The organism is Chryseobacterium sp. GVT01B, from assembly GCF_019970045.1.
In the GTDB taxonomy this organism is placed as follows: Bacteria; Bacteroidota; Bacteroidia; order Flavobacteriales; family Weeksellaceae; genus Chryseobacterium.
The window spans coordinates 72,016-97,032 of sequence record NZ_JAHXYI010000005.1; the positions used below are offsets into that span (position 1 = coordinate 72,016).

The window sequence follows — 25,017 nt, forward strand, 5'->3', positions numbered from 1 at the left end:
TATAAAATCTAATAGCCGAAGATCCGTAGTGTATTCTGCGGATCTTTTATGTTTGAAAAAACTAAAAAATTTCGTATTTTCGTCTTATTATAGGCATGTGCACAAATGAGTTACGATTTAGAACAAGAGAATAAAGAGATCCTTGCAAGATATAAGGACCTGATTTCTAACACATACAGAACGTTGGATGAGGAAAATAATAAACTTATCCGAAAAGCATTCGATATCGCTTTGGATGCTCACAAGGATCAAAGGAGAAAATCCGGAGAACCTTACATCTACCACCCTATTGCTGTTGCTAAAATTGTAGCGACAGAGATTGGTCTTGGAGCGACTTCTATTGCCTGTGCACTGTTGCATGACGTGATTGAAGATTCTGATTATACTTACGAAGATCTGAAAAAAATCTTTGGAGAAAAAATCGCCAGTATCGTGAATGGGCTGACTAAAATCTCCATCATGAACCACCAGAATATCTCTGTACAGTCTGAAAATTACAGAAAACTGTTACTGACTTTATCCGAGGATTTCAGAGTTATTCTGATTAAAATTGCAGACCGTCTTCATAATATGAGGACATTGGAAAGTATGGCTCCCGATAAACAGAAAAAAATCGCTTCAGAAACGGTTTATATCTATGCTCCCATGGCCCACCGTCTTGGATTGTACAACATCAAATCTGAGCTGGAAGACCTTTCTTTAAAATATAATAGCCCCGAAGTATACAACGAGATCACGGAAAAATTGGAACTTGCCAAAGAAAGCCGTGAAAGATATATCGAAGAGTTTACCAAAGAAGTATCGGAAAGACTTCGTGAAGAAGGCTTAAACTTTAAAATCAAAGGCCGTGCAAAAGCAATATCCTCTATTTACAGAAAGATGCTGAAGCAGGGAGTTTCCTTTGAGGAAGTTTTTGATAACTATGCCATCAGGATTATTTACAAATCGGATGCAAAAAATGAAAAATTTCTTGCCTGGAAGATCTACTCTATCGTTACGGATGTATACCACAGTAACCCGTCAAGAATGCGTGACTGGATTACACAGCCTCGTTCTACAGGATACGAAAGTTTACACTTAACGGTTTTAGGTCCGGACAGAAAATGGATTGAAGTTCAGATCCGCTCTGAACGGATGGATGAAATTGCTGAAAAGGGTGTTGCCGCTCACTATAAATACAAAGAAGGCTACAAACAGAGTTCTGATGACAGAAACTTTGAAAAATGGGTAACCGAAATCCGTGAAGTTCTGGAACAGCAGCAAAACCTTTCTACATCGGAACTTTTGGATAATATTAAGCTTAATTTATACTCCAAAGAGGTATTTGTATTTACCCCGAAAGGAGAAATTAAAATTCTGCCCACCAATGCTACCGCTCTGGACTTTGCCTTCTCAGTCCATTCTGACTTAGGGATGAAATGTCTGGGAGCTAAAATCAATGGAAAGCTGGTTCCAATCTCCTATATCCTCCAAAATGGGGATCAGGTGGATATTCTTTCATCACAGAATCAGAAACCAAAATCTGACTGGCTGGAATTCGTAGTGACTTCAAAAGCCAAATCAAAGATCAAAAGTTATCTTAACTCTCAGAAAAATCAACTGGTAGAAGAAGGAAAAGAAATCCTGCAAAGAAAACTTCGTCACGCAAAAATCAATTTCAATGATGAAGAAATTAATAAACTTCAAAAGTTCTTTAATTTAAAATCTTCTCAGGAGCTATTTCTTAAATTCCAAAGCAATGAATTGGATGTCAGTAGTTTGAGAAAATACATTGAAAGTAAAAACGTATTTAACAACTTACTGTCAAGATTCAGAAAATCACCTAATAAAAATCAGCATTTCGAGGAACCGAAAGAGGAAAACCTTGACATGATTATTTTTGGGAAAGATGAAGAAAAACTGAACTACAGCTATGCAAAATGCTGTACGGTAATTCCAGGGGACAAAATTTTCGGATTTATCACCATCTCAGACGGAATTAAAGTTCACAGTGATAGCTGCCCGAATGCCATCAACCTGAGAGCTCAGTATGACTACCGTGTCATTCCTGCCAAATGGGTGAATGCCGAAAGCTTCAAAAACAGAGTGAAAATTGAAATTGAAGGACTTGACAGAATGGGTATGATTAATGATATCACTACGGTCATCAGCGGAAGTATGGGAATGGATATGAAAAGTCTTTCTATTGAATCCAACAATGGAGTTTTCACAGGAAATATCATTCTCGAAGTTAAAAATAAAGGCCAGCTGGAAGAAACTTTCAAAAAGCTTAAAAATATTAATGGTGTTTCAAGAGTGAGACGACTACAATCATAAACATGAATTTATCTCTATATTTTAAAAAATTTTTCAACAACAGTCAGTCTTCAGGAATTATTCTTATTTTCTGTGTACTTGTTTCATTGCTTATTGCCAATTCCTCTGCTGCAGAGAATTTTCAGCATTTCTTAGACAAAGAAGTAGGCACCCATATTTTTGGGCTGGAATATCCTGTCAGCATCTGGATCAATGACGGATTGATGGCCGTATTCTTCCTTCTGGTAGGTCTTGAAATAAAACGGGAACTTGTAGAAGGTGAGCTTTCATCCTTTAAAAATGCCTCGCTTCCCATTTTTGCGGCGGTAGGCGGAATGCTTGTTCCTGCTGTAATCTACAGCATTTTTAATACCGGAACGGAATACAGCAATGGCTGGGGAATTCCTATGGCCACTGATATTGCTTTTTCATTGGCAATTATTTCGATGTTGGGTAAAAAGATTCCCAATTCTATCAAGATATTTTTAGCAGCATTGGCTATCGTAGACGACCTGGGAGCGATTCTTGTGATTGCTATTTTCTATACCGAACAAATCCACTGGAGCTATCTCCTGTTATCTTTTGGAGTGACTGCCCTGCTGTTTATTTTAAATTTCTTAAAAGTAACCAAAACTATATTTTATATTATTCCCGGGCTGTTTTTATGGTATTTCCTTCATCACTCCGGAATTCACGCTACTATAGCAGGTGTTTTACTTGCCTTTTCAATACCTACCAATGCTTCCCATGTAGAAATATCACCATTGGAAAAACTGGAGCACCAGCTTCACATTCCGGTAAGCTTCCTGATCATGCCTATATTTGCTTTAACGAATACCAATATTACTTTTTCCAGTGAAATGGTTGCCGGTGTTACAAGTACATTAGGATTGGGAATTATTTGCGGTTTGGTCTTGGGTAAACTGATCGGTATCAATCTGTTTTCACTTATTGCCATCAAATTAAAGCTTAGTTCTCTGCCTCAAAACAGCAACTGGCTTCAAATGATTGGTGTAGGTCTGTTGGCCGGAATTGGATTTACCATGTCCATTTTTATTGCACTGCTTTCTTTTAAAGGAGAAATTCCTATTCAGGATGAAGCGAAATTTGCTATTTTGATTGCTTCCTTTATAGCTGCTATTGCAGGATTTACCATATTAAGTATAAGTTCAAAAGAAAATCCCGAACTGGAAGAGAATTAATCTTTTTTTCGGGTTTCCAGTTTTCTCTTGTGTTCTTCGTCACCATCAAAGTCAGGTTCTGTAATCTGGCTGTGATAGTGTATGGTTTCTCTCTGGATTTCATCAGACAGCAGCTTTTCTATTCTGAGCTTTCTGATGGCCATATTCAGCTCATTTCCGAATAAAAGCAGATATACATTCACATTCACCCAAACCATCAGCAGGATCATACTTCCGATAGATCCGTAAAGTACATTATACCGCGCAATATCCTTTACATAAATCGCAAAAATATAAGTAGTAACAACGAACAGTATTGTGGTTAAAATAGCACCAGGAACCGCCTGTCGGAATCTTGTAATCTTCACCGTTCCTAACCAATAAAATAAGGTCAGAAGGATAAAGTAAAAAAGAGGAAAAGAAACGAATCCAATAATACTGGAGAGGTTATCTACAAGCCAGGTAATATCATAAGCAGGTGTAAACAGCTTCATTACGACCTCCACATAATACACCCCGAAAAGTGCTAAAAAAACAATGGTAATAAAACCTATTGTGATAAAGAATGAAAGAATAAACTCCTTTACATCACTCAGTTTTTCATCCGTATTTTCATTAAAACCATTAATCAGAGAAAATGTACCATTTGTAGCAAAAACAAGCGCAAGAACAATGGTCAGATTACTGATCCCTCTCATATTTGGGATGATATTGCTTTCTATATATCCTCTTACGTCACCTTCCATATTTGAAGGGAACACATTATGCATCAGCACATCAAAAATATAGAACTGCAGTTTATCATAATGCGGCATGTAAGGTAAAACAGAAAGCAGAAACAGAATAAACGGAAAAAGACTTATGGTAAAGCTCCAGGAAATAGCCGCCGCTTTTCTACCAATTTTTCCTTTGAAAATCCCGGAGATATAGATCTGAAACATCTGCCAAAGCGATATTCCCAAAACAGGAATATGGATGCTGTCAAAAAACTCTTGAATCTTCAAAATAAATCTGGGAACCTTTACACTCATCGATCTGTTTGTCTTTATACAAATGTAGGGGAATTAAATTAAATAAGGAAAAGATTGAATGTGATAGGTGGCAGATTGAAGGTAGCAGGGATTAGGGAAAATATTCTGTAAAATAGTAATACATGTCTATTGGAAGTCAATAGTGAATTTTGCTTCGCAAATGAATGGTGAATGTTGGTGGAGAGACAAGATTCATGAGGTAATAGAACTAGCAACAAAAAACCTTAAACTTTAAACCTTGAACTTTAAACAACCTGCAACATTCAACCCAAAACTTTGAACTTTTCTCCCCGAAGCCCTATCTTTGCACTCTGAAACTTCTTACAATGCGAATCAGTTTACTTTGTATCGGTAAAACAGACGATAAGGAAATTACGTCTTTAATCAATTACTATCTCAACCGTTTACCTAAACACTGGAATTTTGAAATCACTGAAATTCCGGATGTTAAAAATGCTAAAAATCTATCTCCTGATCTTCTTAAAAAGGAAGAGTCCAAATTATTTTTAAATCATATCGACAAAAACGATCTGGTAGTGATTCTTGATGAAAAAGGGAAACAGTTTACCAGCCGTGAATTTTCGCAGAAAATTGATACCTGGATGAATTCTTCTGTGAAAAAAGTACATATTCTGATTGGAGGTGCTTATGGCTTTTCTGAAGAAATGTACAGCAGAACGAATGAAAAAATCTCTTTATCCAAAATGACTTTTACCCACCAGATGATCCGCCTGTTCATTGTTGAGCAGCTTTACCGCGCTGATCAGATTCTGCAGGGCAAGCCTTATCATAACGATTAAAAAAGAGGTTCTCAAGAATGTTATTCTGACGAAGGAAGAATCTCACCAATACAATTTCTGAGATTCTTCACTACATTTCATTTCGTTCAGAATGACAAAAGCCAAATAATTTGACTTTTGAGCTAACTTATCTCTATTTCAGGCCAATCTGCCTTTTCGCCTCCCCCACTACAAAAGCAACGGAATTAGCGATATTAAAACTCCTGATCAGTTTAGACATAGGAATGGTCAGATGATTTTCAAAACGATCCAGAACATCTTTACTCAGGCCTACACTCTCTTTTCCGAAAACCAGCCAGTCACCATCCTGAAAATCGGTTTCCAGATATGATGTTTCAGCATGTGAACTCATTAAAAAAACACGGGACTGATCAGGGATCTGCTGAATCCATTCTTCAACATTTTCATATTCAGAAACATCGAGATGTACCCAATAATCCAGCCCGGAACGTTTCAGGTTTTTGTCATTAATTACAAATCCAAATGGATGAACCAGGTGTAATCTGCTTTCGGTTCCTACACATAATCTTCCGATATTTCCTGTGTTATTCGGTATTTCAGGTTCTACAAGAACAATATTCAGCATCTCTCTTTTTCTTTATTCGTTTTTAAAAACAGTTAAACCAGATTTTGGTATTTTAGTTTGGATTTAGTTAAATAGTCAGGGTTATAAATTTCAATTTATTTCTTGCCACATTTAGCATAGGAATCCGTCAGCACCGCTTTTTCATAACCCAAAGCAACCGCTTTATCCAGATTTGTACATGCTTCCTTAAGTTTAGAAGTATCCATCAGAATCATAGCTTTGCTCACATAGGATTGCGCAAATTTCGGATCTATGGAAATGGCTTTATTAGCATCAGTAAGCGCTTCTTTATATTTTTTCATTTTAAAATACACATCAGCGCGGCCATTGTAAAGCAATGATTCTGGTTTTTCAGAAATAAGTGTATTGTAATCTTTTAAAGCGCCGTCCAGGTCACCATTATTTTTTTTCAGATTGGCCAGTCCTGTTTTTGCAAAAATATTATCGGGTGCAAAAGTCAGAATCTGATTGAGATCTTTGATGGCAAGATCCTTTTTTCCCTGGCTGTCGTAAATTTTGGAACGGGTAAGGTATAAATCCGGAGTTTCAGGATTCACTTTTAATCCTTTTTCTACATATTCCAGTGCTTTTATCTTGTTTCCTTTCTGGCTGTAAAGCGATGACAGATTGACATATACTGAAACAGACATAGGGTTTGCTTTTAAGGCAGAATCATAAGATTTAAAAGCCTGAGTGGTCTTCCCCAGCCTTCTCTGAGCTGTCCCGAGATAATCATAATATTCCGACTGAAATTTTTGAATCTGCTCTTTCTCAGCCAGTTTTAAGTATTGCTCTTCAGCACATTTATAATCAGCTTTATTAAAACAGTCTGCGGCCAGTTTTTTATCCTGGGCATAGAAATTAAGGGAAAAACAAAGGGAAGTTACTAATAATAAAGTTTTTTTCATGAGGTTATAGTTTGTTTATTGATCACTTTTTTGGCGAGTGCACCAAATATCACTCCCAATAAAGATCCAACAAACGCCCCCACCAAAATATCAATTGGGAAATGCACTCCTAAATAGATTCGGCTGTACGAAACAACCAGAGCCCATGCAAATATAGTATAAGGAAACCATTTAATCTTCTTTTTCAGTAAAATACCTAAATAAGTTGCCAAAAAGAAGGTATTGGAAGCATGAGCCGAATAAAACCCAAACTGTCCGCCACATTTCACAATCCTCATATGATGCTCTAAGGTAGGGTCATGGCATGGCCTTAACCTAGCTACCCCATATTTGAAAACATTGGCAAGCTGATCAGAAACAACAGCCCCCAGCCCTATAAATATGAGAATAAAAACTAAAGTTCTTAGTTGATAATTTTTGTATAAAAAATAAAGAAAAATAATATAAAGAGGTACCCAGATCCAAGTACTTGAAATCAGCATCCAAAACTGGTCGAAAGATGAATCGCCCAGATTATTAAGGTAAAGAAATACCTTTTTATCTTCCTGAATGATTTCCTCCATGATTATCTGCTTACAGGTCCTTCATAAGTCTCATCATCAGCCGGCTTCGGCTTTGGAGGTTCGTTAGAAGCAAGAGTACCAGGTTCTGTCAGAATATCTTTTTCAATATCCTTCATCGGGTTAAAATCTTTGGCAGCATCTTTTACCTTTTCAATCTCACGCTTTATTTCAGAAACAGGATTATCTGTTTCCTTCATGATTTCAGTCTTGATATCTTCTACTGCTCCACGCATTTTTCTAACGCCTGCACCTAAGTCACGCGCAATCTGAGGCAGTTTATCCGGGCCGAATAATACAACGATTGCAATGGCAATGAGTGCCATTTCTCCAATGCTTAATTCCATCCGGTAAAATTACGAAAGATTATTGCATTTATGAATGGTAAACTAAAAATTTAAACAAATTTTAAGATTTTGTAAAATTTCAGAGTTTTGAGTTCAAGGTTGTTTTTGTTGATGGTTGTTTTTGTTGATGGTTGTTGGTTGCTTTTTGTTGATGGTTCTATTTCAGTTGTAATTATCTTCGTTCAAGGTTCAAGGTTTTTTGTTGCTGGTTCTATTACCTCATGAATCTTGTCTCTTCCACATTCACCATTAACTTGCGAAGCAAAATTCACAATTGACTTTCAATAGACATGTATTACTATTTCACAGAATATTTTCCCTGCTACCTGCTACCTATCATCTAATCCCTACAAACTACAAATTAACAAATATTTAATTCAAAACAATGAGAATTACACAACAATTCTGTATATTTATAATGCACAACCAAACAAATATATTATGAAAAAACTAGTGACTACTTTTAAAGTTTTCGCCGTATTATCGGTATTGGCATTCAATAGCTGCCAGAATGAAAACAACGAAATCAATCAGCAGGAAACAGTTCAGGCAAAAACAACCGTCGCAGACCTGAAAAAAGAGATCACTCCTCTTTCCTCTCAAATTATTCCTGAAGCAGTACAGCTTCAACTGAATGAATCCGGAAAAAATCTTGAAACTTATCTGAAAAATGATCTGCAGATTGCAGAAGTGAAAGTATTGGGAAAAATTTCAACTCAAAAAGGTATTGATCTTTCCAATAATCTGATCACCGACAAAGACCAGTTTATCGCATCGGGAAACATTATGGATCCCTCTTCAGTAAAGATTGGAAAAATTGGAGATTTATACAATGGTGATGATCTGACAACAGCTCAGCAGGGGCTGAAAGAAGCTGTCACTGAAGAAGTGAAAGCCGGAACCAACGTTATGGAAATAACATGGAACGGAAAAAACGGAACATTTACCACTCTATGTTTTTACAAAGATTCAGGGATTATCTGGGACAACATTTTCGGAGGTCTTATCATGATGGATCCGCGTGGAAATTCGGAATCTTCCGACAACAATCAGGCAGCAAAAGTAGTCTCTACCTGGTATAAACAATGGTGGACAGCAAGCTGGCTGTGGGGTTCCAAAAGAGGTGAAGCCGGATATCAGATTACGATTTATTATTCCGGTTCTACAGTTTCCAATGCAGATGTAAGCGATTGGGGATATATCAGTTTAGGGAAAGCGAAAAGTGAAAGTAAGATTACAAAGAAAACAGGTGCTTACGGACAATGTCGTTATGCATTGGGACTTTGTACGCCTACAGGTTCTTTAAGCTTTAATTCCACTAACTTTTCTGTGTCATTCTCAGGATTGGGCAGTAATATTGTCAGTAACGGGACAAAATCCCTTTATCCATAATTTTCATAAAAATCAGATTTCAAAAAACGGGAAACTCGCTGGGCTTCCCGTTTGTATTTTATATTAAGGATTTGAAAATTTCAATTCCAGTTTTGATTTCAATAGTTCTACTGCATTTTCTTTCAGTCCGAAGGTGGCTTTCAGCATGGCAAACAAATCTTCATTATTATGAATCAAAACAGATTCTTTCTCTCCTTTTTCATATCTTATATTCAGAGTATTCTGACTGAAAGTGTAACGGGCTTCTTCATCTACTTTGGAAAGCACCAGATTTTTCTTGAAGTTGGATTCAGGATGTGTAGACAAGTACCAGTTGGAAATTTCCAGATCTGCATGTTCAACTTGTTCGAGTGCAAAACGATAAATCGGCAGCCATTTTTCTTTCCAGATCCACAGGAGATACATTCCTTCTTTTTGTGAAATCTTAAAGAGACCGTTCGGGGTCTGTTGTGGTTCTTCGTTATTTAATAATAAAGGTGTGGTAAGTGTAGTCGTTCCAAAACCGCAATCTACCAGATATTTTTGCCCTTCTATATCAGCGATAAGCATCAAATGGCTTCTGGCAGCACTGCTGTCTTCTTCTCTTCGCCATACGACCCTTCCCAATTGCAGTTCAACAAGGAATCCCAGGCTTGAAAGCACTTCTCTTAAAAGTAAATTTTGTTCATAGCAATACCCGCCTCTCGATTCTGTAACCAGTTTTTTGAAAATATTATCCAGATCCAGAGAAGGAACTGTTCCTGTGTAAGAGTCAATATTCTCAAAAGGAATATGTTTAGGATGAAGCTGATGTATTGTTTTCAATACCTCCATACTCATTTCCGGAGTTCCGGAGAAATGAATCCGTTCGAAATACTTTTCCAGGTTTAATGTATTCATAATTTATTTTGTGTTTAAAAAAGTAGAAAAACTACTCCTGTAAAATTATTGAATAGATTGGACCCGAGCGGCATATATGGCCAGAATACAACAAATCTATTGATTCTAAAACTCCTTTTCTATTTTTACTTTTCCTTTTTTCTGAAATGCAGAATAAGTAATCACAACGCTAACCGCCATTAAAATAAATGCTAAAAAGAAAGGAGCACCGGAAAACTTGAACGGCGCTTCATCATGCGTGAAAAAGTAAAACAGATTCGTCATCATCGGAGGTCCAATAATAGAAGTTGCACTCATTAAGCTCGTCAACGCTCCCTGAAGTTCACCCTGTTCATTGGAAGGAACGCTTTTTGTGATGACAGACTGTAATGCCGGTCCACAGATTCCTCCTAAGCAATAAGGAACCAAAAATACAAACATCATCCATCCTTCAGAGGCAAAAGCAAACAGCAACATTCCAACTGCGTAGAAAGCCAGTCCGTAATAAATACTTTTCTGCTCTCCAAGTCTTGGTGTAGTCCATCTGATAAGCCCACCTTGTACAAGACCTACCAATAAACCTACTACTCCTAATGAAATTCCCACCATTCTTTCTGTCCAGTTGAACTTATACATCGTAAAGAAGCTCCAGTTGCTCTGTACAGCATGACCTGCAATATAAATCAATATTAAAGAAAGAATAAGTCCCGAAATTTCAGGGTGCTTACCTAAAAATTTAAATGAACCAATAGGATTTGCACGTTTCCAGTCAAACTCTCTTCTTTTATCTTTATCCAAACTTTCGGGAAGGATGAAATATCCATACAGGAAATTAAGCAGACACAAGCCCGCAGCTGCATAGAAAGGAACTCTGGCTCCATAGTGACCAAGCACTCCTCCCAGAACCGGACCTATAATAAATCCGAGCCCAAAAGCGGCACCTATCAGTCCAAAATTCTTGGCCCTGTCTTCATCAGTTGAAATATCTGCTATGTAGGCACTGGCCGTGGTGACACTTGCGCCCGTTATTCCGGCAATAATTCTTCCGAGAAACAGCCACCAGATTGTGGGTGCCAGAGCAAGGAAAATATAATCCACGGCAAATCCGAAAAGAGAAATCAGGATCACAGGCCTGCGTCCATATTTATCACTCAGGTTTCCGACAAGCGGAGAGAATATAAATTGGGTAAATGCATAGGCAAATCCAAGCCAGCCACCATATTTTGCGGCTTCACTAATATCTGCGTGAATAAGTTCCTCAATTAATTTGGGAACAACAGGAATAATGATTCCCCATCCTGTAATATCAATCAGTAAAGTAATAAATATAAAGCCTATAGCTGCTTTTTTCTTTGAATTTTCCATGATGGTGCAAAATTAATCAAATCTTAAAAATAATGGTTCTAAATTTCCATGTATTAAAGAAGTATAACATGAATAATATCCTTAATTTACTTTTTAGTATTTATATCAGCTATTCAACAAGAAAAAAGCCTGTTCCAAATTTTTCTTTTGAAACAGACTTGTATAATCAATCAGAAATCAAACTATTTAATTGGAATTCAACTTTGTATATATCATTCGGTTTGTAATAATACATTTGATCAGACAGTTTTGTTTTACAGTTACTTTTACCACATTGGTGTATTGATAGCCAGTAGTATTTCCGCTGAGTACAGACCTCACGCCCCTGCGATAATAAGTAGTCTGTGTAACTGGTGGGGCATCATAAGTAACAGATGTTGCATTGGTAATATTCACAAATGTTATATTATCTGCCGAACTTTGCCATTGATATTCTGCTGAACCACTTACCTGTGCTGCTGTAGTCTGATTAAACGCAGCCGGATCATTGCTGATATCCATACACACCGTCTGGTCTGCCGAAATAGCTCCGGGATCATTTACAGAGTTGACAAAAAGTCTTCCCACAGTAGAAATTGCCTGGAAGGAACAGGTATGAAAACTGGAGTTGGCCACTACACGGTATTGATTATTATTAAATCCTACAGGAACATTGCTGATCGTAAGAGTGGACGAAGTAACATTGCTGTAGTTAGTACCATTCGTCAGGTTAGTCCAGGTACTTCCGTTAAGAACCTGCCATTGATAAGTAATATTATCCGGAGTTTCATCTGTAGGAGTATTATTGATCACAGCAGTCATAGTTGTTGATCCGCCTGCAGCCACAATTTTATCCGAAGGTTGGGACAGATACGTCATAGGAGCCAGATAATATTCAGAAAGAATATTATACACCCTCATCTGACTGAATGAGAAACCCACCCCTATAGCTTCTCCAAAGTCCAGCCTTACTTCATCCCATGCTGCTGTGGGAATTACTTTAATTATCCTGCGCCCCTGATTATCACCAAAATCAAAGAAGAAATGACCATTGATACCTGTACGGTAGATTTCCTGTCCATTATTATAGAAAACAAAATTTCCCCCGTTAAAACTGGGATTAAAATTGAAACCATCCGAAGCAAAGTCAATATACACAGGTTTATTAGCCTGAAAATCGGCACCATTGGTTCCAACCCCTACATACATGCTGCAGAAAAGGCCGGCACCTGTACCCGGCTTTAAAGAGGCAAATGAATTGACATCCGTATCAGTCATATTATTAGGATTAGCCGCTTCTTTTCCCAATCTGAAACAAAGAAACCCGCCATCACTTGAGCTTGATGTATTGGTATCCAATAATCTCCCACATCCGCCATTGGGAAGTGTTACCATCTCCTGAGATGTCATTTTGCCTGATACAAAAAGACAAACTGCTATAAGCATATATTGTAATATTGAATTTGTTTTCATCATCAACAATTTTTAAAGTTAATTATACACGGGATACTCACCCCTGAACAAGGATGGTCATAATGACTGTATATCTCTTAAAATTATTTGATTACAAATACAATATTCACAAAAGAACAGGCAGTAGCCGATCCTATCACATCATAGCGAAGAATTCCATTCGCATCAATGCTTACATTGCTTAAAACTGTACTGTCAAAATCAGTCACATAATAATACAGATCTGTAGCATTTACAAAAAAAGGAATCGCTCCCGGAGCTCCTGTACTTGAAACTTTTGGGGTGGAAAACTGAGTTTTATAAAGCTGGAATAAGTCCTTTGTTCTTCCTGTACCTAACGTAGAAGTATCAATACTGATGGAAGGCATATAGAAGAACTTAACGACATTTCCACTGATCGGGATCCAGTTTGGACTGGAAGGTGTTCCGATATTCTGAGCCAATGCCTGTCTTGTAAGATCATAAACCAATAAACCATTAGCTGGTGTAGCTATTGTTGTGAGATCGGCAATTCTGGGGATCAATACACCTTTATTGGTGCCTGTAACATCTAATGCAGAACTTTTATCAGGATTTGAAGTACTAATCCCAACCTGAGCGTAAAGGAAACTGGCAGCACATAATGCCGCAGCAACGAATAATTTTTCGACTTTCATTTTTGTTTTGTTTACAGTAAATATAAAATAATTAATTACATAAAACTCTTATTTTTTAATAATTTTTAAATAAAATAACCATTTCAATAGAAACTCGTAAAAACCCTCTATTATTCGGCAATTATACAAAAAGTTTTACTCTCTAAAATTTGAGTTATTAAACATAAGTCTACTTTAACACAATTTAAAAAAATGAAATTTATTAAAAAATAAACAATAAAATCAGAATGAAAACAACTAATAAATAGTTACCAATAAAAAATGAATAAAATAATTAATAATTACTTGAAAATTCAACTGTTACTTATGAAAGAATATCTACATCTCTGAAAACATCTGTTACTTGCTATTAAACTGATTATAAACTCATAAAGCGGTAAAAGTATATAAAAAAAGACCGCTTCTTTCGAAACGGTCTTTATTAATTTATTGTAGTTTGTATTACTTTGAAGCAAGCTCTTCTTTTGTAGAAGTGGTTTTTCCATGTACCTCTTCTTCTTTTCCTGTTTTAAGGAAGTCATAAGCAATTGCAGACGCAATAAAGATAGATGAATACGTACCGAATCCAATACCAATTAACATAGCAAACATGAATCCTCTCAAGTTATCACCACCGAAAATGAAGATCGCAAGGATAACCAGAATCGTAGTAAATGAGGTGTTGAACGTTCTACCCAATGTACTTGAGATAGAGTCATCAAAAAGACCTGCTAATGTTAAAGATTTTTTCTCTCTTAAGTATTCTCTAATTCTGTCGAAGATAATTACCGTATCATTGATTGAGTAACCTAATACAGTAAGGATTGCAGCAACGAAATCCTGATTGATCTCCATGTTGAACGGCATAAACTTATGAAGCAATGAATAAGCTCCCAAAATGATAACCGCATCGTGGAATAAAGCTGCAACAGCACCAAGAGAGAACTGCCATTTTCTGAATCTTACCAAGATATAGATGAAAATACCTGCTAATGCTGCGACTACAGCAAGAATACCGTGAGTCTTGATATCGTCAGCAACCGTAGGTCCTACTTTCTCAGAAGAAATAATTCCTGAGTGATCTTTATCTGCAGATTTGAAATCTTTTAACGTCATGTTTGCAGGTAAGCTGGATTTTAATCCGTCATACAATTTCTGCTCAACAGTCTGGTCAGCTTTTAAAGATTCATCTTCGATAAGGTAATCTGTAGAGATTTTCAACTGCTTGTCATTACCGAAAGTTTTAGCTTCTACAGAAGAGTTTTTACCATCCTCAGTCTGGAATACCTTCACTAAATTAGCCTCAACATCTTCAGCATTTACAGCCTTATCAAATCTCACCACATAGTTTCTACCTCCAGTAAAGTCGATACCATATTTGAATCCGTGGATGGCAATAGATGCGATACAAACAACAGTTAAAACACCGGAAATGATGTATGCATATTTTCTTTTTCCAATAAAATCGATCCATGTATTTCTGAAAAGATTTTTTGTAGCACCTGTCCAAACTGAAAGGTGTTTTCCTTTATTCAATCTGGAGAAGATCATTACTCTTGAAATCAATACCGAAGTAAAGAATGTCATCAAGATACCGATTCCTAACGTTAATGCAAAACCTTTGATTGGCCCTGTTCCGAAAAGGAATAGTACACCCGCTGTCAATAATGTCGTTAAGTGACCATCAACAATAGCATTTAATGCATGTTTGAAACCGTCTTTGTATGCTTCAAGAATACTTTTTCCTGCAAAAAGTTCTTCTTTAGTTCTTTCATAGATAATTACGTTCGTATCTACCGCCATGGCCATTGTAAGTACAATACCTGCGATACCAGGAAGTGTAAGGGTAGCATCTACGGAATCCATAATTCCGAAAATGTAGAATAGGTTGATAATCATTGCAATTACTGCATAAACCCCAGCTCCACCGTAATAGAAAATGATATAAGCAATAATTAATAAGAATGCAATACCGAATGACATTACACCCGCATCAATAGATTCTTGTCCTAATGAAGGCCCTACAACTGTAGCCTGAACTACTTTTGCTCCTGCCGGTAATTTACCTGCTCCTAAAACGTCAACCAGTTCTTTAGCTTCTTCCTGAGAGAAGTTACCAGAGATCTGAGTTCTACCGTTTGGAATTGCATTTACAACGTTTGGTGCAGTATAAACTCTACCGTCAAGCGTTACAGCAACCGGCTTACCAACGTTTTTCTCAGTTAATGTTTTCCAATCTTTTGCTCCTTTGGAGTCCATCTGCATATCAACCACAACTCTGCTCAGCTCATCATAGCTGATGTTTGCAGTTTCAACAGCACCGTCTACCGGAGCCTTTTGGTTGATGTTACCTCTGATGGCATACAATACCAAGCTTTCAGCATCTGTAGCTTCAGGTTTGTAACCCCACATGAACTGTGTATATTTAATGTTAGCCGGACGTAAAGACTGACCTACTTTACTGTTTAAAATTTTATTTACAACAGCTGTATCGGATAATTTTACGTTAGCAACACCGTTCGTTCTTAATTTGTCAAGCTGTAAAAGATTCATGAAGTTCACATTCTTTGCCACTCCCATAGAATCTCCTTTTGCAGCAACCATAGTTGTCAAAGTCTGGAAATAAGGTGCAATTTCAGGAACCTGCTGTACTTCCCAGAACTGGAGTTTTGCAGAAGTCTGAAGCATTTTCTTCACTTTATCGATGTCCTTCATACCAGGCATTTCCACAGAAATTCTAGCTGTTCCAGGTACTCTCTGAACGTTTGGCTGCACAGCACCCATTTTATCAATTCTCGTTCTGATTACCTCAAAAGCTGTTCCTACAGATGCATCAATTTTTCTTTTAACAATGCTTTTCACCTGCTCATCAGGAGTGTTGTACTTTACCTCAGTAAGGGTTGTATTTCCGAAAATTTCCGGATCTGCCAACTTAAGGTTTGTTCCTTTAGCTTTGTTAACCAGATCGAATTGCTCGAAAAAGTTATCGATGTAAGCTTTTGTAGAATTCTTCTGTGCTTCATCAGTTTTGTTTAAAGCCTCGATAAGAACAGGATTTGTAGAATAATTTGTTAAATCATTCACAAGATCTCTCTGGTTGATCTCCAAAAGAACGTTGATCCCTCCTTTCAAGTCAAGACCAAGTTTCATTTCCTTGTCTTTGGCTTTAGTGTAATAAAGTTTTGTGAATCCTAGATTCAAAGTATCCTTAGAAAGTCTAGCAATTTCTTTCTGATACTTCTCCGGATTGTCTCCTGCAATAGCAGTCGCCTGCTTTTCAATTTTGCTGGCGTACCATGTTGGTAATAGCTCGTTTAAGCAAATCAACCCTAGTACAATAGCGACAATTGTAATAAGTCCTTTTCCTTGCATTTTGTTATAACTACGTTAAATTAAGTCGGCAAATATAATGATTTTCTTGTATTTTATGAATTTTTAACAACAGAAATGGTTTATTTTCAGATATATTGGTATTCTGAGTTCTATTTAAGATTTAACAATTTTTTCATGCTATCGTAATGAAGTCTTCAAAATCTGATTGGTACAAAATTTTCATTCACTTAATCAACACACTAACTATCAAAATATTATGAAAAAATTACTTTTTACCATTAGTATTTTTTCTTCCTTAATTGCTAATTCTCAAAGCATTAATTTGGAAGAATTTGCCACGGGACTTACCAGCCCGGTAGAGATTACAAACGCCAATGACAGCCGGCTTTTTGTTGTTCAGCAGAACGGAATTATTAAAATTATTCAACCCAACGGGACAATTAATACCACTAATTTTCTGAATATCAGTTCAAAGATTATTTTTGGCGGTGAAAGAGGTCTTCTGGGACTTGCTTTTCACCCGCAATACTCTTCCAACGGGTATTTTTTTGTATATTACAACAACTCCGCAGGGAATATCATCGTTGCGAGATACAGTGTCAGTTCAACTGATTCTAATGTGGCTGATCCTGCTTCTGAAAAAATCCTGCTCAACATTCCTAAACCATTCGACAATCACAATGGAGGAAGCATTCATTTTGCTCCTGACGGAAAACTCTGGATCATCACCGGAGACGGAGGAAGCGGCGGAGATCCGAACAATAATGCTCAGAATAAAAATGTATTGCTTGGAAAAATGTTGAGAATAGACGTGGATGCTACCGGGCCATATAATATTCCACCGGATAACCCTTTCGCAGGAACCGTAGCTGGTGCGGATGAAATATGGGCTTATGGACTCAGAAATGCCTGGAAATTTTCTTTTGACCTGACTACAGGAAATGCGATGATTGCAGACGTTGGCCAGGGAGCTATAGAAGAAATCAATAAAATGCCCATTACGACAGCAGGGTTAAACTATGGTTGGCGCTGCTATGAAGGAAATAATGTTTACAATACTGCAGGATGTGCAGCTCAGTCTACTATGACCTTCCCTGTTGCCGTATATGACCATTCAGGTGGAAAATGTTCTATCACGGGTGGTTATGTTTACAGAGGAACTCAATATCCGTCACTTCAGGGGAAATATTTTTTCGCAGACTACTGCTCTACACAAATTGGAATTCTTGATAACAATAATGCTATCACATGGACAGGTCCTTATTCGGGAAATAATTTTTCTACTTTTGGAGAGGATTATCAAAAAGGATTGTATGTAGCAGCCGTGAATAACGGAAAGATTTTTAAAATATCCACAGGGACTTTAGGAACTCAGGAAAATACTTTAGGCACCATAAAAGTATATCCTAATCCTGCTTCCAAAGAAATTTTTATTGATGGTATTACAGATAAAAAAGCAATTCTGGAGATTATCAGTGCAGAAGGTAGAAAAGTATTGGAAGCAGATAAAATATCTAACGGAAAAGGAATCAATATTTCAGGAATACCCGCCGGGGTTTATTACATTAACCTGAAATCCGGAGAATTGAAGTCTTACAGTCAGAAATTGATTATTAAATAGAATTATTCTTTAACATAGCATGCTTCGTGAACGATGTCCGTAAACTTTCAGTTTATGTTCAGCATGACAACTACCACCAAAATAATCAACTAAAATTTTAAAGCAAATAAAAAAGCGGTTCAGATCTGAACCGCTTTTGATTTATATTGTCATTGAGAAAATCCTTGTTTCAGGCTTATTTCTCATCATTCTCAGGTCAAAAACCATGGCTACATTTCTTGTGAAAGCTCTTCCGGCTTCTGTAATTTTAACTTCAGTTCCCTTAATCTCCACCAACCCGTCATTTTCCATTTCTTTCAACATTTCCAAAGCATTTTCAAGCTCCGGGAAAGAATTGTTGATATCAAAAGTTGTTTCAAGCTGGCACATCAGATTCAGAATATGTCTTCTTACAATCAGATCTTCTTCGCTCAGAACATGTCCTTTTACAACAGGAATCTCACCTTCTTCAACCATTTTCTGATATTCCTCAACCGTTTTTACATTCTGGGCAAAAGCATACCATGAATCAGAAATGGCAGACATACCAAGTCCTACCATTAGTTGGGTTTTGCTTGAAGTATATCCCATGAAATTTCTGTGAAGTTTTTTATGAATCAAAGACTGATACAGATCGTCATGCTCAAGAGAAAAATGATCCATCCCAACCTCGATATATCCCAAATCCTGAAGCAGTCTTTTACCATCTTCATACAAACGACGTTTTTCTTCTCCGCTTGGCAGGTCATTTTCATCAAAACCTCTCTGCCCGACTCCTTTTACCCATGGAACGTGTGCATAAGAGTAAAATGCAAGTCTGTCCGGCTTCAGCTCCATTGTTTTTCTGATCGTGTGTTCCATCGCTTCCCAATTCTGGTGCGGCAGTCCGAATACAAGATCATGGCTAATTCCTCTGTACCCTATTTCCTTTGCCCATTCTGTAACATTTTTTACATTTTCAAAGGGCTGGATTCTATTGATCGCTTTCTGAACTTTAGGATCATAATCCTGAACTCCAAAGCTTACTCTTCTGAAACCAAGGTCATATAAAGTCTGAAGATGTTCTTTCGTGGTATTGTTAGGATGTCCTTCAAAAGAGAATTCCGGATGTTCCGCAATGTCTACAGTTGAAAAAATTCCTTCCAGTAATGTTCTTAAGTTCTCAGGAGAGAAAAATGTAGGAGTTCCTCCACCTAAGTGCAATTCTTTTAGTTTAGGTTTTTCGTTGAAAAGGTCAAGATAAAGTTTCCACTCTTTCAAAACACTTTCCAGATAAGGTACTTCAACACTGTGTTGCTTGGTAATACGTTTATGGCATGCACAGAACGTACACAAAGCCTCACAGAAAGGTAAATGGATATAAATAGAAATCCCCTCCTCTGCATTGCTTTCATGAAAAGACCTGATTACAGTTTCCTTCCATTTTTCCGGTGAAAAGGTTGATTCATCCCAATACGGAACGGTAGGATAAGAAGTGTAACGCGGTCCGGGAATATTATACTTATCTATTAAAGAATTCATTTTGAAATTTAAAATTTTATAAGGGCATGAAATTTAACATCATTAAAATTCATCTTACAAAATTAACTATTAGTTATGAATTTTAACCTATGAATTATATTAGGTTCTATTTTATAATGAGTCTAAATACGTATGATCAGGCTTTTGACAAATAGTGATAAATTCTATACCTTATATTTAAAATTTTAATTTCATGACAGCAATTCTGCTATTTCCTGCAAGAACAACATGATTATCATCTATCCATTGACACACGAAAAACGCTTTCTCATCGGAAATTTTCTTCCAGGTCTTTCCAAAATCTGAGGAATAGCTGATATGTTTGTCTCCAACTGCAATAACTTCTTTTCCTTTTGATCCGGGCTTAATTTTCACACAGGTTGTATATCCTGCATTCTGTCCTGAAGCCTGAATTTGCCAGCTTTCCCCACCATCATAAGTTGTTGCAATATTATTGACATTGGCATCCTGTTTTGTATAATCACCTCCAGCTGCAATCCCGAAACGATCTTCAAAAAAATCAATGGAATAGATTCCTTGTGAGGATTCTCCCTGTACAACTGGTGTATTGAAGATTTCAAACTTTTCATCTTTCAAGTTCATTCTCAAGATTCTTGAAGCTTTCCCTCCGGTTGCAATCCACAGGTATTTTTTAGATGATGAAATATTGGTATTACTGGCAGCAAATGCAGCCTCACCCTCGTTTAATTTTATATTATTCTTAAACATACTCCATGTACCCTCTTTGTATATAGCCAGCTTCAGCATCTGATCTTTATCTGCATCACTAAAAGTATAGGCTATCTTATCATTGATAAAATGCAGGGCATCATAGAAAGCGGTTTTTGCGGTATCTTTAAAAACAACCTGTGACTCCAGCGTTTTTTTATCAATAGAAAAAAAACGTCCGGGGCTTTCAATATTGATAGCGTAAAAAGAAGTTTTATTCTGTGCTAACGTTCTGAATTGAAGCTTATCTTCAGACAGCTTGATCTGTTTCTGATTTTTATAATCTTTAAGATCTACAAACCCAAACTTGGAATCCGTACCGCTATACCAGACTTTGTTGTCATATAATTCCAGCGCTCTGATACTTATTTTATCATTAAGAATGGTTTCAAGGCTTTCCACCTGCTGGGAAAACGCTGTAAGACCTACGGATAAAAATAAAATGGAAAAAATCTTTTTCATATAATCGTATTGGGACAAAAAAAACCGCCGAAGCGGTTTATATTATTATTAATCTTGGTTCTGATATTTTTCAGGATTGTTAAGTTTACTGTTTGATTTTCCGTAAAGGAAATATACCAAACCTCCTAAGAATAACCACACAGCAGAAAGTTCCAATGCATGAGCACTTAAGTTAAATATCAAATAAATATTGATAAATACTCCTAATGCAACAACTATTTTATAAGCCGGAACTTTGAATGGTCTGATCAGATTAGGTTCTTTTTTTCTCATCACCCAAACAGCAATACAAACCAGTGTAAATGCAAACAGGGTTCCGAAACTTGTCATATCTGCCAATGTTGAAATTGGAGTAAATGCTGCGATGAATGCCACTACAACGCCCAACAAAATGATTCCTTTGTAAGGTGTTTTTGTTTTTGGGTGAAGTTGACCGAAGAATCCAGGAATTAATCCGTCTTTTGCCATACCGATGAAGATTCTTGACTGTCCCATCATCATTACCATTACTACAGAGATCAATCCTACTGTTGCAGCGATCGTTACTACATTACTAGCCCAGTGTTTTCCTGCAATTTCAAATGCATACGCTACAGGCGCTTTGATTGCATCAGGATATTTCCCTTCAGGGTTAAAGTCTGTATAATGCATCATCCCTGTTAAAACAAGTGATACGCAAATGTAAAGCGCTGTACACACCAATAGTGATGCAATAATAGCGAAAGGAACATCTTTTTTAGGGTTAATAGCCTCTCCTGCCTGTGTAGAAACGGCATCAAAACCAATATAAGCAAAGAAAATAGCAGCTGCTCCGGAAATAATTCCTTTAATACCATAGGCGGAGACCAGGTCTCCTTCAGAATTTTTGATCTGTACCTGATCCGGAATAAAAGGTTTCCAGTTTTTAACACCGTCTACAGCGTTGTAAAGATCAGTATTGGAAAAAATAATATAGACTCCTGCGATAATTACAAAGATAACGGCAGAAGTTTTCATCAAAACAATCAGGTTATTAGCCCCTGCTGCTTCTTTAGTCCCTTTTACCAATAATGCAGTAATTAAAAGAACAAGAATAAATGCCGGCAGGTTCATTGAAAAACCATCTCCTGTATAACTGGCAGGATCTGATGTAAGATAAGCCGGTAAATGAATATTAAAGATTTTCAAAAATTTGTTAAAGTATCCGGACCAACTCACGGAAACAGCCATACTCGCCATGGCATATTCGAGGATAAGGCACCACCCCATGGCCCATGCAAAAATTTCTCCTACCGTTCCATATGCATAAGCATAAGCTGAACCCTCTACAGGAATAATGGATGCAAACTCTGCATAGCACAGTGCAGCAAAAACGCAGGCAATACCTGCTATGATAAAGGAAATGGCAAGCGCTGGTCCTGCGTGATAATAGGCTCCTGTTCCGGTAAGAACAAAGATTCCACCTCCGATGATAGCACCCACTCCAATTGCTGTTAAACTCCATTTTCCAAGGACTTTTTTCAGCTCACTTTTCTTCATATCTGCCTCATAGGCACTTAGTGGCTTTTTAACCCAAATTTTCGACATGTTTTTTTATTTATTAAGGATTTACGAAAATATAAAAAATTTAGGAACTCCCACGTTTATCGTTAAACTTTCCTTAATTATTTTACATTAAAGTATTTAAAACCTGAACAACGCATTATAAAATCCATTTTAAAAAGTCCATATTTTTGCTTATTTTTGATTGCATGAATTTATATGATCTTTTTGTAAAGCCTTATGAAAGCTATGATTCTTTACAAATTATGCTGGAAGCATCAGGTGCAATTTTCGGAATACTGAGCGTATTTTTTTCCATTAAGAAAAATATATGGGTATACCCTACCGGCATTATTTCAACGCTGATCTATGTATACCTTCTTTTCAATGCCGGTCTGTTGGGAGACTGCATGATTAACGTCTATTATACTGTTATGAGTATTTACGGTTGGGTTCTGTGGGCAAAAAATTCTGAAGATCATGTTCATGTAGAGGTTACCTGGGCTACCCGAAAAGAATGGATATATGCAAGTATTCTTTTTGTGCTGAGTTTGATATTGGTTACTCTTATTTATTATTATAAGCCTTATATTGATAATCAGTTTTCTATGGAAGGAACCAGTTTAGGATTGTATCATCTGGACTGGGCAAATTGGATGGATGTTTTTACAACTTCAATATTTTTAGTAGGAATGTGGTTGATGGCCAAACAGCGCATTGACAACTGGATTTTCTGGATTATCGGAGATATTATCTGCATCCCTATGATGATTTTTAAGGGACTTGGAATCACTTCGGTTCAATATTTGGTATTTACTATAATGGCTATCTTAGGATACGTCAATTGGAAAAAAAGTTTTAAAGAAAAAAAAGTACAATAAAGTCATGAAAAATTTATTTAAAATAGCAGTCAGTATTTTTGCTATTGCCAGTTTAACCTCTTGTTTAGCATATACCGACGGATACGGAAGTAACGGAAATTATGGATATGGAGATCCTTATTATAACAACGGGTATTACTATGCACCTTCCGGATATTACGGAAGCGGCGGGTATTATGGTAATGACGGCTATTATTACAGAAACAACGTTAATTACTACTATGATAATGGAATTCCTTATTACTATGACAGTTATAATAACTCCAGAAGAAAAGTCTATGTAGAAAGAAGATCTGCTTCTTCTTCAAGACCTCAAAACGGATTCCAGAACACGCGTACAACGAATGGTAACGGTTCATACAATAATAACGGAGGGTTCAATAATAATAGAAACTCCAATAGCAATAGTGGATTCAGAAACCAGAATAGCGGTTCTCAGAACAATCAAGGTAACCAAAACAACAGCGGATTCAGAAATTCCAACAGTAATAGCGGATTCAGAAACCAAAGCAGCGGTAACCAGAATAATCAGGGTAACCAAAATAACAGTGGATTCAGGAACCAAAACAGCGGCAGCCAAAGCAGTGGCAGATCAGAATCTTCCGGCGGTGGATTCAGAAACAGCTCCAGCGGCCAAAGCACTAGTTCAGGCAGACAACAGAGCGGCGGAGGCGGCTTTAGATAAAACGATTATAAATAAGAAAACGAACAGTTAACACTGTTCGTTTTTCATTTTAAATATATTAATTTTGCTTCTTCATTTAGACAAAAAAATATGGAATTTTATAAATATCAGGGAACAGGAAATGATTTTGTAATGGTAGACAACCGTGATCTGCAATTTACTAAAGATAAAAACAGTATTGAAAAATTATGTGACAGACGTTTCGGAATAGGTGCTGACGGCCTTATTCTATTGGAAAATGATGCGAACTATGATTTCAAAATGGTTTACTACAATTCTGACGGAGGAGAAAGTACCATGTGCGGAAACGGAGGAAGATGTCTTGTAGCTTTTGCTTTTTTCCTTGACATCTTTGAAGATAAATGCAAATTCATTGCAACAGACGGAGAGCATGAAGCAGAAATCCATAACGGGATCATTAAATTGAAAATGATTAATGTGGATACCATTTCACAAGACGGAAATGATTTTGTTCTGAATACAGGATCTCCACATTATGTAAAATATGTAGAAAATCTTCCGGATTACAATGTGTATACTGAAGGAAACGGGATCAGAAATTCTGAAAATTATAAAGAAAAAGGAATCAATGTAAACTTTGTAGAAAAAATTTCTGATGATGAAATTTTTGTAAGAACCTATGAACGAGGCGTTGAGGACGAAACTTACAGTTGCGGAACAGGAGTTACAGCTTCTGCTTTAACTTTTCTTCAAAAACATAATCTAACCTCTGTAAAAGTTAAAACTTTAGGTGGAAATCTTAAAGTATATGCTGAAAAAAGTGGAGATACATTCCAGAATATTTGGCTGGAAGGTCCTGCAAAGCAAGTTTTTAGAGGTAAAACAGATCTTCTTTAAAAACAAAAACTTTTAAT

At 36.8% G+C, this 25,017-nt stretch carries 21 protein-coding genes; 8 read left to right on the top strand and 13 right to left on the bottom strand.

Annotated features, from left to right (window positions below):
• Nucleotides 1-105 precede the first annotated feature (105 nt).
• Nucleotides 106-2,316 carry a bifunctional (p)ppGpp synthetase/guanosine-3',5'-bis(diphosphate) 3'-pyrophosphohydrolase gene (locus tag LC457_RS12755; RefSeq protein ID WP_223600175.1) on the top strand — a complete coding sequence of 737 codons (2,211 nt, stop codon included), beginning with the start codon at nt 106-108 and terminating at the stop codon, nt 2,314-2,316.
• 2 nt (nt 2,317-2,318) lie between these two features.
• Complete coding sequence (gene nhaA, locus LC457_RS12760; protein ID WP_223600177.1) at nt 2,319-3,497, top strand: Na+/H+ antiporter NhaA; 1,179 nt, start codon at nt 2,319-2,321, stop codon at nt 3,495-3,497.
• On the opposite strand, the gene LC457_RS12765 is transcribed toward nhaA, so the two are convergent.
• Nucleotides 3,494-4,507 carry a YihY/virulence factor BrkB family protein gene (locus LC457_RS12765; RefSeq protein WP_142716321.1) on the bottom strand — a complete coding sequence of 338 codons (1,014 nt, stop codon included), beginning with the start codon at nt 4,505-4,507 and terminating at the stop codon, nt 3,494-3,496. The genes nhaA and LC457_RS12765 overlap by 4 nt on opposite strands.
• A 326-nt stretch (nt 4,508-4,833) precedes the next feature.
• Between LC457_RS12765 and LC457_RS12770 the strand changes: the two genes are divergently transcribed.
• Nucleotides 4,834-5,307, top strand: coding sequence for a 23S rRNA (pseudouridine(1915)-N(3))-methyltransferase RlmH (locus tag LC457_RS12770; protein ID WP_223600179.1), 474 nt, complete (start codon nt 4,834-4,836; stop codon nt 5,305-5,307).
• Between the two features lie 133 nt (nt 5,308-5,440).
• Here the strand turns inward: LC457_RS12770 and LC457_RS12775 are convergent, their stop codons facing one another.
• The 4 genes from LC457_RS12775 to LC457_RS12790 all read right to left on the bottom strand — a co-directional run bounded on the left by LC457_RS12775 (nt 5,441) and on the right by LC457_RS12790 (nt 7,708).
• Nucleotides 5,441-5,893 carry a tRNA (cytidine(34)-2'-O)-methyltransferase gene (locus tag LC457_RS12775; protein ID WP_223600181.1) on the bottom strand — a complete coding sequence of 151 codons (453 nt, stop codon included), beginning with the start codon at nt 5,891-5,893 and terminating at the stop codon, nt 5,441-5,443.
• Nucleotides 5,894-5,988: 95 nt separating this feature from the next.
• Nucleotides 5,989-6,801, bottom strand: a complete 813-nt coding sequence (locus LC457_RS12780; protein WP_223600183.1) for a lipopolysaccharide assembly protein LapB — start codon at nt 6,799-6,801, stop codon at nt 5,989-5,991.
• Complete coding sequence (locus LC457_RS12785; protein WP_223600185.1) at nt 6,798-7,364, bottom strand: phosphatase PAP2 family protein; 567 nt, start codon at nt 7,362-7,364, stop codon at nt 6,798-6,800. The genes LC457_RS12780 and LC457_RS12785 overlap by 4 nt, the downstream gene beginning before the upstream one ends.
• A gap of 2 nt (nt 7,365-7,366) precedes the next feature.
• The gene (locus tag LC457_RS12790; protein WP_047376773.1) at nt 7,367-7,708 is read right to left on the bottom strand and encodes a twin-arginine translocase TatA/TatE family subunit; all 342 of its coding nucleotides are present in this window, start codon (nt 7,706-7,708) and stop codon (nt 7,367-7,369) included.
• 441 nt (nt 7,709-8,149) lie between these two features.
• Here LC457_RS12790 and LC457_RS12795 point away from each other — a divergent pair, with 441 nt between their 5' ends.
• The gene (locus tag LC457_RS12795) at nt 8,150-9,100 is read left to right on the top strand and encodes a hypothetical protein (protein ID WP_223600187.1); all 951 of its coding nucleotides are present in this window, start codon (nt 8,150-8,152) and stop codon (nt 9,098-9,100) included.
• 63 nt (nt 9,101-9,163) lie between these two features.
• Here the strand turns inward: LC457_RS12795 and LC457_RS12800 are convergent, their stop codons facing one another.
• From LC457_RS12800 to secD, 5 genes are all read right to left on the bottom strand, one after another.
• The gene (locus LC457_RS12800) at nt 9,164-9,979 is read right to left on the bottom strand and encodes an arylamine N-acetyltransferase (protein WP_223600189.1); all 816 of its coding nucleotides are present in this window, start codon (nt 9,977-9,979) and stop codon (nt 9,164-9,166) included.
• A 105-nt stretch (nt 9,980-10,084) separates the two neighbouring features.
• Nucleotides 10,085-11,323: a TCR/Tet family MFS transporter gene (locus LC457_RS12805; RefSeq protein WP_223600191.1), complete on the bottom strand. Its 1,239-nt coding sequence runs from the start codon at nt 11,321-11,323 to the stop codon at nt 10,085-10,087.
• 186 nt (nt 11,324-11,509) lie between these two features.
• Nucleotides 11,510-12,775, bottom strand: a complete 1,266-nt coding sequence (locus tag LC457_RS12810; protein ID WP_223600193.1) for a hypothetical protein — start codon at nt 12,773-12,775, stop codon at nt 11,510-11,512.
• 83 nt (nt 12,776-12,858) lie between these two features.
• Nucleotides 12,859-13,431 carry a hypothetical protein gene (locus LC457_RS12815; protein WP_223600194.1) on the bottom strand — a complete coding sequence of 191 codons (573 nt, stop codon included), beginning with the start codon at nt 13,429-13,431 and terminating at the stop codon, nt 12,859-12,861.
• 441 nt (nt 13,432-13,872) lie between these two features.
• Nucleotides 13,873-16,782, bottom strand: coding sequence for a protein translocase subunit SecD (gene secD, locus LC457_RS12820; protein WP_223600197.1), 2,910 nt, complete (start codon nt 16,780-16,782; stop codon nt 13,873-13,875).
• 217 nt (nt 16,783-16,999) lie between these two features.
• Here secD and LC457_RS12825 point away from each other — a divergent pair, with 217 nt between their 5' ends.
• Nucleotides 17,000-18,364, top strand: coding sequence for a sorbosone dehydrogenase family protein (locus tag LC457_RS12825; RefSeq protein WP_223600199.1), 1,365 nt, complete (start codon nt 17,000-17,002; stop codon nt 18,362-18,364).
• A 141-nt stretch (nt 18,365-18,505) separates the two neighbouring features.
• Here LC457_RS12825 and hemN read toward each other — a convergent pair whose 3' ends face one another.
• The 3 genes from hemN to LC457_RS12840 form a co-directional block, all read right to left on the bottom strand.
• Nucleotides 18,506-19,864: an oxygen-independent coproporphyrinogen III oxidase gene (gene hemN, locus LC457_RS12830; RefSeq protein ID WP_223600201.1), complete on the bottom strand. Its 1,359-nt coding sequence runs from the start codon at nt 19,862-19,864 to the stop codon at nt 18,506-18,508.
• Between the two features lie 177 nt (nt 19,865-20,041).
• Nucleotides 20,042-21,055, bottom strand: coding sequence for a glycosyl hydrolase (locus LC457_RS12835; protein ID WP_223600203.1), 1,014 nt, complete (start codon nt 21,053-21,055; stop codon nt 20,042-20,044).
• A gap of 48 nt (nt 21,056-21,103) precedes the next feature.
• Nucleotides 21,104-22,621 (bottom strand): amino acid permease, encoded by a 1,518-nt coding sequence (locus tag LC457_RS12840; RefSeq protein ID WP_223600205.1) that lies wholly within the window; start codon nt 22,619-22,621, stop codon nt 21,104-21,106.
• 164 nt (nt 22,622-22,785) lie between these two features.
• On the opposite strand from LC457_RS12840, the gene pnuC reads away from it, so the two are divergent.
• From pnuC to dapF, 3 genes are all read left to right on the top strand, one after another.
• Nucleotides 22,786-23,457 (top strand): nicotinamide riboside transporter PnuC, encoded by a 672-nt coding sequence (pnuC, locus tag LC457_RS12845; protein ID WP_223600207.1) that lies wholly within the window; start codon nt 22,786-22,788, stop codon nt 23,455-23,457.
• Nucleotides 23,458-23,461: 4 nt separating this feature from the next.
• The gene (locus LC457_RS12850; protein ID WP_223600209.1) at nt 23,462-24,142 is read left to right on the top strand and encodes a hypothetical protein; all 681 of its coding nucleotides are present in this window, start codon (nt 23,462-23,464) and stop codon (nt 24,140-24,142) included.
• A gap of 90 nt (nt 24,143-24,232) precedes the next feature.
• Nucleotides 24,233-25,000: a diaminopimelate epimerase gene (gene dapF, locus LC457_RS12855; RefSeq protein WP_223600211.1), complete on the top strand. Its 768-nt coding sequence runs from the start codon at nt 24,233-24,235 to the stop codon at nt 24,998-25,000.
• The last annotated feature ends 17 nt before the right edge of the window (nt 25,001-25,017 follow it).